12 protein-coding genes and 1 pseudogene are annotated in these 12,422 nt (G+C 31.5%); 12 read left to right on the top strand and 1 reads right to left on the bottom strand.

Translation table 11 applies throughout. The annotated features are described in order from the left end of the window. The first annotated feature begins 1 nt into the window (after nucleotide 1). From J2Z38_RS05225 to J2Z38_RS05215, 3 genes are all read left to right on the top strand, one after another. Nucleotides 2–832, top strand: a complete 831-nt coding sequence (locus tag J2Z38_RS05225; protein WP_209773267.1) for a pyruvate, water dikinase regulatory protein — start codon at nucleotides 2–4, stop codon at nucleotides 830–832. A 17-nt stretch (nucleotides 833–849) separates the two neighbouring features. Further along, nucleotides 850–2,382 carry a glutamine-hydrolyzing GMP synthase gene (gene guaA / locus J2Z38_RS05220; protein ID WP_209773264.1) on the top strand — a complete coding sequence of 511 codons (1,533 nt, stop codon included), beginning with the start codon at nucleotides 850–852 and terminating at the stop codon, nucleotides 2,380–2,382. Between the two features lie 391 nt (nucleotides 2,383–2,773). After that, entirely contained in the window at nucleotides 2,774–3,625 is an 852-nt protein-coding gene (locus J2Z38_RS05215) for a MerR family transcriptional regulator (protein WP_209773254.1), read from the top strand. Between the two features lie 425 nt (nucleotides 3,626–4,050). Here the strand turns inward: J2Z38_RS05215 and J2Z38_RS05210 are convergent, their stop codons facing one another. Then, complete coding sequence (locus tag J2Z38_RS05210) at nucleotides 4,051–4,482, bottom strand: helix-turn-helix domain-containing protein (protein ID WP_209773252.1); 432 nt, start codon at nucleotides 4,480–4,482, stop codon at nucleotides 4,051–4,053. A 261-nt stretch (nucleotides 4,483–4,743) separates the two neighbouring features. Here J2Z38_RS05210 and J2Z38_RS05205 point away from each other — a divergent pair, with 261 nt between their 5' ends. The 9 genes and pseudogenes from J2Z38_RS05205 to J2Z38_RS05165 all read left to right on the top strand — a co-directional run bounded on the left by J2Z38_RS05205 (nucleotide 4,744) and on the right by J2Z38_RS05165 (nucleotide 12,420). Then, nucleotides 4,744–4,938 (top strand): hypothetical protein, encoded by a 195-nt coding sequence (locus J2Z38_RS05205; protein WP_002839721.1) that lies wholly within the window; start codon nucleotides 4,744–4,746, stop codon nucleotides 4,936–4,938. Next, nucleotides 4,922–6,064: pseudogene (locus J2Z38_RS05200) on the top strand (site-specific integrase). The gene J2Z38_RS05205 and the pseudogene J2Z38_RS05200 overlap by 17 nt, the downstream one beginning before the upstream one ends. After that, nucleotides 6,057–6,419, top strand: coding sequence for a plasmid mobilization protein (locus tag J2Z38_RS05195; RefSeq protein WP_209773251.1), 363 nt, complete (start codon nucleotides 6,057–6,059; stop codon nucleotides 6,417–6,419). The pseudogene J2Z38_RS05200 and the gene J2Z38_RS05195 overlap by 8 nt, the downstream one beginning before the upstream one ends. 117 nt (nucleotides 6,420–6,536) lie before the next feature. Further along, nucleotides 6,537–7,976 (top strand): VapE domain-containing protein, encoded by a 1,440-nt coding sequence (locus J2Z38_RS05190; protein ID WP_209773249.1) that lies wholly within the window; start codon nucleotides 6,537–6,539, stop codon nucleotides 7,974–7,976. A 378-nt stretch (nucleotides 7,977–8,354) separates the two neighbouring features. Further along, complete coding sequence (locus J2Z38_RS05185; RefSeq protein WP_209773247.1) at nucleotides 8,355–8,681, top strand: plasmid mobilization protein; 327 nt, start codon at nucleotides 8,355–8,357, stop codon at nucleotides 8,679–8,681. Nucleotides 8,682–8,799: 118 nt separating this feature from the next. Then, nucleotides 8,800–9,015 (top strand): helix-turn-helix domain-containing protein, encoded by a 216-nt coding sequence (locus J2Z38_RS05180; protein WP_002839801.1) that lies wholly within the window; start codon nucleotides 8,800–8,802, stop codon nucleotides 9,013–9,015. 299 nt (nucleotides 9,016–9,314) lie between these two features. Further along, the gene (locus J2Z38_RS05175; RefSeq protein WP_209773242.1) at nucleotides 9,315–9,860 is read left to right on the top strand and encodes a GNAT family N-acetyltransferase; all 546 of its coding nucleotides are present in this window, start codon (nucleotides 9,315–9,317) and stop codon (nucleotides 9,858–9,860) included. Nucleotides 9,861–10,136: 276 nt separating this feature from the next. Next, complete coding sequence (locus tag J2Z38_RS05170; RefSeq protein WP_209773239.1) at nucleotides 10,137–10,973, top strand: KilA-N domain-containing protein; 837 nt, start codon at nucleotides 10,137–10,139, stop codon at nucleotides 10,971–10,973. Between the two features lie 4 nt (nucleotides 10,974–10,977). Then, complete coding sequence (locus J2Z38_RS05165; RefSeq protein WP_209773237.1) at nucleotides 10,978–12,420, top strand: Eco57I restriction-modification methylase domain-containing protein; 1,443 nt, start codon at nucleotides 10,978–10,980, stop codon at nucleotides 12,418–12,420. The last annotated feature ends 2 nt before the right edge of the window (nucleotides 12,421–12,422 follow it).

Here is a 12,422-nt window from a genome sequence, read left to right as displayed (position 1 = left end):
GATGGACGATTGTTTGACGGTTGTAATTATAAGTGATTCGACAGGAGAAACTGCAATCAATTATATGAAATCTGTTACTAGCCAATTTCCAGACCTAGAAACAAAGATAATAAGAAAACCAGATATAAAAACCAAAGCTGAAATCGACCAAATTATGGACGAACTAGATAAGGATTCTGTGATTGTAATAACAGTCGCTAATAAGGACCTAGCCCTCCATGTCAGAGAGAAGGCCAAAGAAAAAGACCTAACTGTGCTCGATATTCTTTCCTATGGAATCAACAAGTTCGAAAAATTAACTGGCAAAAAAGCCATTAGAGAAGCTGGCCTTACAAGGACCCTTTCTAGTGGATATTTCAAGATGATTGATGCCATTGAATTTGCCATCAAATACGATGACGGCAAGGATCCGAGGGGATTTTTGGAATCGGATATTGTCCTTGTAGGCGTATCTAGAACATCAAAGACACCTACAACCATGATACTTGCCACCAAAAATTTCAAGGTAGCAAACCTACCCCTAGTTCCAGAATCCAAGCTACCTCAAGAACTCTTTGAGGTTGATCCCGACAGGGTAATTGGCCTTGTAATTGACCCTGATAAACTATCCAACATCAGGGCTGAGAGGACCAAAACCATGGGCATTGTTGGAGAAAGCAAGTATTTTGACAAGGAGAGAATCAGGGAAGAACTCGCCTATGCCAAGGAAGTCTTCAAAGACCTTGACTGCAAGGTAATTGATGTAACAGAAAATACAATCGAGCAGACAGCGACAGAAATTGTCGAATATTACTTCGAAAAATTCCCAGAAGAAAGGGAAGAAAAGAGCTAAGACAAGGAAAGGAAAATATGGCAAAAGAAAAAATCCTAGTATTAAATTTTGGCGGTCAAACCGACCAATTAATCGTAAGACGTGTCAGGGAAATGGGTGTATTTGCGGAAATCCATGACTGTGACACCGACCTAAATGACCTTGACCTAAATAATCTTGCAGGCATCATCCTAACAGGCGGTCCTCAATCTGTAAATAACGACGACAGCCTAAGGACAGATGAGAAAATCTTTGACCTAGGCGTACCAGTTTTAGGCATCTGCTACGGACATCAATTTATAAACCAATTATATGGTGGAAGTGTTGAAACTCCAAAGCTTGCAGAATATGGTAAGACAGAATTAATCGTAGATAATAAGTCAGACCTATTTAAAAACCTACCAGAAAAATCAATAATCTGGATGAACCACAAAGACAGGGTTAAAAATATTGCAGACGGCTTTAAGCCAATTGCAAAAACAGCCAACACAGAAGTGGCAGCCATGGAAAATACTGACAAAAATATTTACTCAGTTCAATTCCACCCAGAAGTAGTCCACTCTGAATACGGCAGGGAAATTCTAGAAAACTTTGTCCTAAACATTTGCCAGGCAGAAAAAACTTGGAAAATGGCAGATTTTGCTACAGAAATCATAGCAGAAATCAAAGAAAAATACGCTGGCGAAAAAATGATTTGCGGCCTATCAGGCGGTGTAGATAGCTCAGTTGCAGCAACAATCGTCTCAAAGGCCATAGGAGATAATCTCCAATGTATCTTTGTAGACCATGGTCTACTTAGAAAAGACGAAGCCAAATCTGTAATGGAAACCTACAAAAATCTTGGCCTTAACGTCAAAATGGTAGACAAATCAAAAGAATTCCTAGATCTCCTAAAAGGCGTATCAGATCCAGAAACAAAGAGAAAAATCATCGGCAATCACTTTGTCGAAGTCTTCGAAGAAGAAGCCCACAAAATCGGCGGAGCTTCATACCTAGTCCAAGGCACCATCTACCCAGACGTAATAGAATCTGGCAAAGACAAGGCAAGTGTCATCAAAAGCCACCACAACGTAGGCGGCCTACCAGAAGACATGGACTTCAAAGGCCTTGTAGAACCATTAAGAATGCTCTTTAAAGATGAAGTAAGAAAAGTTGGCGAAGCAATAGGCATCCCACACGACATGGTATGGCGCCAACCATTCCCAGGACCAGGCCTCGGCATCAGAGTCATGGGCGACATCACCGAAGACAAACTAAGAATAGTCAGAGAAACTGACGCCATCCTAAGAGAAGAAGTCAAAAACTTTGGCCTAAATGAAGACATTTGGCAATACTTCACAGTCTGGACCCCAATTAAAACTGTAGGAGTAAAAGGCGACGCCAGAAGCTACGACAACGTAGTAGCCATCAGAGCCGTCACATCCACCGACGCCATGACAGTAGAAGCCGCCAACCTCCCATACGACCTACTACAAAAACTATCAAACAGAATGATAAACGAAGTAGCAGGAGTAGGCAGGATAGTCTACGACATAACCAGCAAACCACCAGGGACAATTGAATGGGAATAGTCGCAAAATTTTCTAAAATGGCTTAATTACAAGCTATAAAGAGAATGAAAAATGGTTACTGGTACTCAAATGGTACTGGAAGCTAAAAAGAATAAACTAAATAATAGTTCCAAGTGGTTTACATTTGGACAAAAAATAAGACCGTAGTTTTAAGCTGCGGTCTTTTTGTATACATATTTTATATAACTTAGCAAACAAATAAATAATGCGACAATAAAATGTCGGTTTGAGTGGCGATTTGAATAAGGCTTAACGAATAGAAAGTAAGCACTTCTCAAAAATATTGAGGAAATGTTTTGGTTTATAGATAAGTGGAATTTTATATAGTGTATAGGGCTTGACCTGTCCGTTGGGGACCGTGTTATCCTTTAATCAAAGGAGGTATATAACCATGTTAAGAAGTGAAATTCAAAAAGAAACGGGTCTAACTAGGAAGGCAATAGAGTATTATGAGGATAAAGGACTTATCAATCCTCAGAAATCTGAGAATGGTTATAGAGACTATAGTATAAAGGATTTAGAGATTCTAAAAAAGGTATCTATATTTAGAAAATTGGGAATGAGTATCTCAGATATTTATCAGTGTATATCGTCAGGTGGAGATAGTCTGTCTTCTGTTTTAAGGGAAAAACAACATCAATTGGACCTTGATGAAAAAAGAAAAAAAATACTAGAAATGATTGTTAAAGGTGAAAGTAATGGACTAATCAATGAGAAAGTTTCGCTACTTGAGGTGGAAGAAAATATCTATGAAAAACTAGAAATTGCTTTTCCGGGATATTTTGGACAAATGTTATTTGCTGCCTATCAACCATTTTTGAATGAACCATTAGAAGATGATGGTAAGGATTCCTTTTACAAATATATAGCTTATCTTGATAGGCTTCCTACTTTTGAATTAACTGAAGAAGAGAAAAAATATATTGAGAATATTAGCTCATCCTTTGATATGAAAACCTTAAGAGATGTGAATCAGGCTAAACTCGACGCTATAGAGAGTTTTGAAAAGTGGATGAAAGATAATGAGGATGTAATTTCTCAATATGAAACCTATAAAAATAGTGAAGAGTATCAAAATAGCATGATGAAACAGATCCAGGATAAGCTTAAAAACTTTATGAAGGAAAATCAATATTATGAAATAGCAATTCCACTTATTAGAAAATTTAGCAAAAGCTATGATAATTACTATAAAAAGTTGTTAAAGGCAAATGAAAAGTATCTAAATAATAAATATCAATAATCATAGCTAAGCATCTACTTATCTTTAGTAGGTGCTTTTTTTATGCCCAAATGTAAAGAGTTTCAGGGTCAAGATAAATTGTTTAATTGTATCAAATACGGTTAGAAAATAGATTGAGATTAAGGCTTTGGGACAAGGACAGGACTAAAAATTTTAAAACGTATTATATTTATACGGATTAACGAAATTATAAAAAAGAACCTTGTATTTTGAACGGTTTTAGTTGTATAGTACATTTTAAAAGAAGTAGCAAAAAAACTAAAAAAACTTGTAAAATCAATGGTTACAGAAGATTAAAAACTGTAACTGGGATTAAAATGGGAACATTTGTTAAAAAGAATAAATTGAATAATAGTTCCAAGAGGTTTACATTTGGACAAAAATTAGACCGTAGTTTCAAGCTGCGGTCTTTTTGCGTACATATTTTATTTTAAAAATCTTGATTTTTTAGGGTAAGATAGCTTCCAATCTTCAAATTCTTCGTCTGTTATTTCATCGTTGTAACGCTTTTTTCTCATCTCATTCCATTCTATAAGAAAATTATTGAAATCTACATCATTTGATAAAAGTCCAGTGATCTCTCCATCTTCTGCTGAAGGTCTAAACTTCATGTCTTTTTCATAATCAAAAATTATATGCATTATTTCAAAAATAGAATTAGGTTCATGATTAATTAATGCTGATATATCACAATCAAGTGCTTCAGATATTTTTTGTAATTGTTCTTTACTTGGAGATCTATTTCCAAGTTCATAATTTCTTACGGCAGCATCTGTCAAACCAGACTTAATAGCGAGTTCTTTTTGAGTTAAGTTTCGCATAAGTCTTAACTTTTTTAATTTTTCTCCAGAAATCAAACTTACTCCTCCATATTTCACAATAACTATAAATATTTTATCACAAAACGAACAAAAGCTCAACAAAACTGTTCTGTTACAAATATCAGCAAAGAACTGAATATTTTAGAAAAAAATAAATAGAAAAAACTTGGCAGAACAAATATGAACTGTTATTATATATACATACCGTTCAATAATGAACGGATAATGTAAGATATAAAAATTAATGCTCGCCCTTTTGTGGATGTAGAACCTTACAAACTATAAAAGGAGGACATTATGAAAGGTATTTTTATGAATGCAAAAGATGTACAAGAATTTCTTGATGTAAGTAGGACAACAGCATATCAGATAATAAACGATATGAATCAAGATCTACTTAAATTAGGTTATCGTGTGCAAAGAGGAAAGGTAAATAGAGAATACTTTATGGAAAAGTATTGCTATAAACCAACAAATGCAAAGGAGGTTTAAATTGCCAGCATTTAGAGATGAAAGCGGGAACAAGACTTGGTTTTGTAAATTTAATTACACCAACTGGAGAGGAGAAAAATTAACTAAGAAAAAACGTGGATTTTTAACAAAAAAAGAAGCATTAAAATGGGAAAAAGAATTTTTAAATCAACATTCTGAATCAATTGAGATGAGCTTTAGGGATTTTTTTGAACTTTACAAGAGGGATAGAAAACCAAGAATAAGAGAAAATACTTGGAGGACAAAAGAAGCAATTGTAAATCAAAAAATACTTCCCTATATTGGTGATTTAATGCTTAATGAGATTAATAATGTAACCATCATTCAATGGCAAAATGAGCTTATGAAGATTAAGGATAATAATGGAAAAAAATATTCTCCTACTTATTTGAGAACTATTCATTCTCAGTTATCTAGCATCTTAAATCATGCCTGTAGGTACTACAATTTAAAAACTAATGTTGCTCGTGATGTTGGATTTATGGGAGAAAAAGAAGCTGATGAAATGCTATTTTGGACTCAAGATGAATATGAAAGATTTATAGAAGCCATTAAAGATAAACCTGAATCATTCTATGCCTTTGAACTTTTATACTGGTGTGGTCTTAGGATGGGAGAATTATTAGCCTTAACAAAAGAGAAATTTGATTTTGAAAGGCATACATTAAAAATTGATGAATCTTTGTAAAGGATTGATGGGAAAAATGTAATAACTGCTCCTAAGACTAAAAAAAGTATCAGGACAATAGTTATGCCTGAATTTTTAACTGATGAGATCAAAGAATATATAGATAGTTTTTATAAGTTAAAACCAAAAGACTTAATATTTAATTTCTCTAAGAGCTACCTCCACCATGAAATGGATAGGGGATCTAAGAAATCTCAAGTAAAAAGAATTAGAATACATGATTTAAGGCATTCTCACGTTTCTCTCTTGATTGAACTTGGATTTTCTGCAACTGCAATAGCTGATAGGGTTGGACATGAATCGATTGACATCACCTATAGGTATGCTCATCTCTTCCCTAGCAAGCAAAAAGAAATGGCTCTGTTTTTAACTCAAGTAAGAAGTAATAAGGCAAATGACTGGAAAGATTTATTAGAAGAGGATGATAAAGATGTTTAGAAGACATTCATTAGATGAAATTTCTAAAAAAACGAGAAATAAAGAGAAAAATAGAAAAAGAAATCGCATTTTAAACTTTAGAGTATCTGAAGAAGAATATGATCTAATAAATAAAAAGATTGAAATAAGTGGACTTAAAAAGCAAGATTATTTTCTACAAATGCTATTAAATCACGAAGTTAAGATAGTAAGTGATTACAGACTTTCTGATAATATAGCCAAGGAAATATTTCAATTAGCAAAAGTTATTAAGAAGTTCGGCAAACTCAATGACGATGAAGCTGATATTTTAATCTATATTTTAGAAATATATGAAGAAATCAAAAAAGAAAAAAGCCCCTACTACAAAGAGTAAAGGCATACACTCCTGTGAGAAGTGTTCTCTAGACAAGTTCATTTTACCACAGGAGTCTTATTTATACCAGACAGGAGGATAAAATGGAGAATAAATATAAAACAATAAAGAGATTAGATGGTTGTAAAAAGAAGAGGAGTAAGGCTTATGACAGATATTAAATTAAAATTCCCAGAAATAGATCAGACTTACGCCTTTTTAGACTTACAAACCACGGATAAGGGGACAGTTAGACAAATTACTGGTAATATTGTAACTGCTATTTTAAACCCCAAATATTGCCAAAACCAAAAAATCATTGAAGGACAAATATTCTTTGATAAATTTACTAATGAAATAAAATTCCAAGGGAAAATTATTGGAGAAAGAAATATAAAGGATAATCAAATACGACTTTGGGATGACTCTTTAAATAATAGACTAGGCTTAGAGATAGAAAAACATTTTGGAATTAATTATAACGCCAACAAAATGTGGGAAGCTATTCGTTTTGTAGCTCATCAATATGAAGTGAGTCCGCCAAAGCAATACCTTCAAAATTTAAAATGGAATGGAGATAAAAATGCCATTAGAAAACTTTTACCAAGGTATTTGGGAGCGGATGATACAGAGCTTAACAATTGGATAATGGAACATATGATATTGGGTATGATAAAAAGAATTTTTAATCCAGGTTCTAAGTTTGATGAGATGATTGTTTTAGTTGGTGGACAAGGTATAGGCAAATCGACTTTTGCAAGATACTTGTCCATAACAGATGATTGGTTTTGCACAATTGAAAACATTCAAGGCAAGGATGCCGTCATGAACCTTATGGGTAAAACTGTCGTTGAAATCGAAGAATTCGTTGCTTTAAGAAATGCAAAATCGGCTAATGAAGCTAAATCTTTTTTATCAAAATTAAGCGATAGGATAAGAATACCCTACGAGAAATATGCAACAGATGTGCCTAGAACTTGTATCTTTATAGGGACATTAAACGAAAGAACTTTTCTTAATGACCATACTGGAGAAAGAAGATATTTACCTGTTGAATGTAACCCGAATCAAAGAGAATGGACTATATATCCAGATAAAAGTAACAAGGAAAAATTTTCGGATAAAGAATATATGTCATGCATAAGAGAAGATTTTAATCAGGCTTTAGCATTGGGATATGAAATCTTTAAAAACAAAACACACGTATGGACTATACCAAAAAATCTCTTAAAAGACTTGTATAAGGAACAAGAAAAGTTCAAATATCTAAACCCAGATGTGGAAGACATTAGGTATTTCTTAGAAGAATATAAGCCAAAAAGTGCAGATCCAAATATAACTTGTTTCAAAGAACTAACCATGCAAGGCTACCAAATAAAGTCAAAATCTTTTTCAGAGATTATGGATAATTATTTTCAAGAGTGGATTCCAGTTAGGTCATCAAAGACCAAGAGAATATCACCAAGTGGAGTCTCAATTCCAGTAAAACTATATTATGAAAAGAAAGAAGAAAATGAAACTGACTTTATAGAAGTTGACAAGAATTTATTGCCAGAAGAATGGAAAAAAGAAAATTAATTAGAAATAGATACTGCAAATCAAGTAAAGATACAAATGTAACTTTGTAACCTGTAACCCATCGTTATAAATCTTCTTAAATTAGGATTACATAAATTAATGGCTTGATAATAAGGGGTTGTCACAGACTCTTGAAACAAGCTCGCCTAATTTTGGAAGTTTTTATTTTGTAAGTTACAGTTACACTTATTAATTCCTATTTGAAAAATTACGGGGAATTAGATTAAAGACTTGTTACTAGTAGCAAGCACAGTAAGTGAGTACCCACTTACGAAAAAATCAAAAAATCAATAGCTTATAAGGCTATCTAATTTTATGATTTTTACCTTGTTAGGGAGAACCCTAAGACTCCAAAAGATAAATGCAAAGGAGAAATATATGGATAATAGAACAAGAAAAAATCAACTAAAAATATATTTAACAGATGAAGAAAAAGAAATTTTTGAAAAGAAAATGAAACTTGCTAATTGCAAAACTATGTCCCACTTTCTTAGGAAATGTGTGTTGGAAAAAGAAATTTATATTGTAGACTTAGAACCATTTAGAGATCTCCAATGGCTGCTTTCAAATGCAACAAATAACATAAACCAGATTGCAAAAGCTACTAATACAACTGGTGTTATTTATAAGAAAGATATTGACTATATGAGAGAAAAAATAGAAAAATTATCAAAAGAAATTTGGGATATACATTCCTATTATTAAACAGAAATAAATAGAATAACTTCCTTTAAACATCTTAGACCTGTAAGAAGTTTTAAAAATATGATATAATATAATTAATTGAAATGCCGATTTTTAAAATTACAAGGGAGAGAAATTTATGCAAAACTTTGGGAAAATTATTTTTAAAATAGACCAGGTTTTAGAAGAAAAAAATATAAGCAAAAACAAATTGGAAAAAGAAGCAAATCTTCAAAGAACGCAACTTAATTCTTATTGTAATAACAAAGTTAAAAGAATTGACTTAGAAACTATTGCAAAGATATGTTGTGTGCTTGAATGTGGAGTTGAAGATATTATGGAGTATGTGAGGTAAGTAAAATGAATAGATACGAAATAATAAAAAATAGGTAACATGTATCAGATTGGTAACTCTGAATCAGGAGAGTTTAGTTATGTTCAAACACTTAAAACAGTTGCAAAAAAATTAAAGATTAGAAAAAGGAGACACAGATACAAACCATCAATACTTAGATATAAGATTTGAAAATGATAGATTAGTTATATTAGTAGAAACAAAAAACAAAAATAAGGATTGAATGATTTTTACAGTAAATTTGTAAAACAATTTAGAAAGAGGAAAATATTACAATAAAAATTAAGTGAGGGATAAATATGAAATACACACCAGTAAGTTTTGAAATAAAAGATGGTAGGATTTGCCAAATTAGAGAAATTCAAGTAAAAGACGCTGCAGAAACTGTTGAATATTTGAAAACCGTTATGGGAGAATCTAACTTTTTATACTCTTATCCAGAAGAAATAACTCTGACTGTTGAACAGGAAGAGAAGATGATAAAAGGTTTTAATGAATCTGAAGATATTCTTATGATTATAGCAGAGATTGATGGAAGATTGATTGCAAGTGCTCAGATTTCAAGATCAAAAAAAATGAAAATGCGTCACCGAGGAAATGTCGCTGTTACAGTTCTGAAAGAATTTTGGAACTTAGGAATAGGAAAGAAGATGCTCCTTTGTCTTGAAGACTATGCTAATGAATGGGGGCTTACCCAAATTGAACTGGACTATTTTTCAGGTAATAAAAGAGGTCAGATTCTTTATGAGAAACTAGGATTCGTCAAAGTGGGAGAAATACCGGATGCATTTATTTTAAAGGATGGAACACGATACAATAATATAACAATGGTAAAAAGTATCTAAATAAATTTCCAAAGTATAAATTTTTCGGTTAATGTGATAAACAATTAGTCTGAATAGATCGAAAAGATAGTGTCTGAAAGCATTAATAATACTATAAGATTTCATTGTGGGTTTCGTGTCATAGTAGCGATAGAGATATATAGTTATATAAATATAAGTAGTTCAAGATTTTTACTAAAGTTTAAAACTCGAAAAATTAATAGTTGGTGTGCTGCTTAGAGTAATGATTATATAATGACTATTGTAAGGAGTACACTAGTGTAAGGAGGGAGTAAATTGTCAAAAATAAATAAAGAGCAAATTTCTGCTAAGGGATTTTCAATTCAAGTTTATACTGAAGATTTTAAAAATGATTATATAAGCTTAACGGATATAGCAAAGTATAAAAACACAGATGATCCAAGATTTGTAATCCAAAACTGGATGAGAAATAGAAATACGCTTGAATTTATAGGCTTATGGGAAGCACTTAATAATCCAAATTTTAACCGTGTGCAATTCGACACGTTTAGAAATGAAGCAGGTTTAAATAGATTTACAATGACACCAAGTAAATGGATAGAATCTACTGGAGCTATTGGAATAGTCTCAAAATCTGGTAGATATGGTGGAACTTATGCTCATTATGATATAGCGATGGAATTTGCGTCTTGGCTTTCTCCAGAATTTAAGCTATATATTATTCAGGATTATAAAAGACTAAAAGAAGATGAAAACTCAAAATTATCATTAACTTGGAATCTGCATAGAGAAATATCAAAGATTAATTATAAAATTCATACAGATGCAATTAAAGAATACTTGCTTAAAGATTTAACTAATGACCAATTATCTTTTAAATATGCAAGCGAGGCGGATATGCTGAATGTAGCACTGTTTAATAAAACAGCAAAAGAGTGGAGAAAAGAAAATCCTAATTTAAAAGGAAATATGAGAGACTATGCAAGTTTAAATGAGTTATTGGTGCTTGCAAATATGGAAAGCTACAATGCCGTTCTTATTAGCAAAGGAATAGAACAAAAAGAAAGAATGATAGAGCTTAGAGAATTTGCTAGAAAACAAATTTTTGCTTTAATGAGACTAGATAGCGAATCAATTAATAAACTGGAGTGATTTGATGAAAAAAAAAACAAACATAAAAAATATAGCTGATAAATGTCAAATATTCACCCCAGAAAATTATGTTAAGGAGTTACTGGACTCAGTTGGATATTGTGAGGATATATTAGATAAAACTATATTAGAAAACTCTTGTGGCGATGGTAATATACTTGTTGAAATAGTTAAAAGATATATTGAACAAGCAATAAAACAAAAATATTCTAAAGAAAGAATAAAAGAAGGTTTACAAGATAATGTTTTTGGATTTGAGATTGATAAGGTTCAATTTGAAAAGTGTATTTATAATTTGAATTTAGTTGCGAAAGAAAATGATATACATGATGTGCAATGGAATATTTATAATAAAGATTATTTAAAAAGTGAGGTTAATAAAAAATTTGATTTTATTGTAGGTAATCCACCATATATAACTTATAGTGATTTATCTAAGGAAGAAAGGGAGTTTATTAAGGAAAAATATAGTACTTGCAGACAAGGAAAGTTTGACTATTGTTATGCTTTTATAGAGCACAGTATTAACTCCTTATCAAATAAAGGAAAAATGTCCTATTTGATACCTAGCAGCATTTTTAAAACAGTTTTTGGTGAAAACCTCAGAGAATTTATGATAGATAATACTATTAGAATAAAAGATTACACAAAAGAAAAAATATTTGATAATGCACTAGTAAAATCGGCGATATTGATAGTTGATAGAGGACATATTAGCAAAAAAATTGAATATGTAGATATGAGTAGTAATCGTAGGTTATGTATCTGTAAAAAAGAAATTAATAACAAATGGATTTTTTCTCATAAATTTAATGTTGGGGAGAAACGTTTTGGTGATTTTTTTAAAGTTTCTCATGTGGTAGCTACTTTGTTAAATAAAGCATATGTAATTAATGAAAATATGTACGAAGAAGTTGAAAAATTTTATAGGGTTGGGAATTTATTGATTGAAAAAGATATAATTATGCCAACAGCAACGCCGAGAACTATGAGGTATGGAAAGGTTGAAAAAATTATTTTTCCATATAAATATGTTAATAATCAGATAGAGAGATATGAAGAAAAAGAATTTGAAGAATCATATCCATGCGCTTTTGCATATTTAAATCAATTCAAAGAAGAATTAATGGAAAGAAAATCTGATAAAAAAGCAAAGTGGTTTGAGTATGGGAGATCCCAAGCACTTTCAGGGATTAAATGTGAAAAATTGCTTATATCAACTATTATAACAGACAAAGTTTGTATTTATAAATTAGGTGAAGATTGCATTCCGTATGCTGGTATGTATATTTCTCTAAGAAATCAAAATCAAAAATATGACTTAGATTTTGCAAAAAAAATTTTAAAGAGTGAAAATTTTTTTGAATATGTTAAAAATATTGGAATAAATATAAGCGGAAGTTCATTGAGAATTACATCTAAAGATATCGAAGATTTTTATTTTTAAAT

It is taken from the genome of Anaerococcus degeneri (genome assembly GCF_017874475.1).
GTDB classification, from domain to species: domain Bacteria; phylum Bacillota; class Clostridia; order Tissierellales; family Peptoniphilaceae; genus Anaerococcus; species Anaerococcus degeneri.
Note: the sequence above shows the minus strand (reverse complement) of the source record. Positions and strands in the feature narration are given on the sequence as shown.

Excerpts from the sequence above, each read along its gene's own strand:
- J2Z38_RS05205 (WP_002839721.1), top strand. The coding sequence starts at position 4,744 with ATGAAAGGTATTTTTATGAATGCAAAAGATGTACAAGAATTTCTTGAT.
- J2Z38_RS05190 (WP_209773249.1), top strand. The coding sequence starts at position 6,537 with ATGGTTGTAAAAAGAAGAGGAGTAAGGCTTATGACAGATATTAAATTA.
- J2Z38_RS05165 (WP_209773237.1), top strand. The coding sequence starts at position 10,978 with ATGAAAAAAAAAACAAACATAAAAAATATAGCTGATAAATGTCAAATA.
- J2Z38_RS05180 (WP_002839801.1), top strand. The coding sequence starts at position 8,800 with ATGCAAAACTTTGGGAAAATTATTTTTAAAATAGACCAGGTTTTAGAA.
- J2Z38_RS05195 (WP_209773251.1), top strand. The coding sequence starts at position 6,057 with ATGTTTAGAAGACATTCATTAGATGAAATTTCTAAAAAAACGAGAAAT.
- guaA (WP_209773264.1), top strand. The coding sequence starts at position 850 with ATGGCAAAAGAAAAAATCCTAGTATTAAATTTTGGCGGTCAAACCGAC.
- J2Z38_RS05185 (WP_209773247.1), top strand. The coding sequence starts at position 8,355 with ATGGATAATAGAACAAGAAAAAATCAACTAAAAATATATTTAACAGAT.
- J2Z38_RS05225 (WP_209773267.1), top strand. The coding sequence starts at position 2 with ATGGACGATTGTTTGACGGTTGTAATTATAAGTGATTCGACAGGAGAA.
- J2Z38_RS05215 (WP_209773254.1), top strand. The coding sequence starts at position 2,774 with ATGTTAAGAAGTGAAATTCAAAAAGAAACGGGTCTAACTAGGAAGGCA.
- J2Z38_RS05175 (WP_209773242.1), top strand. The coding sequence starts at position 9,315 with ATGAAATACACACCAGTAAGTTTTGAAATAAAAGATGGTAGGATTTGC.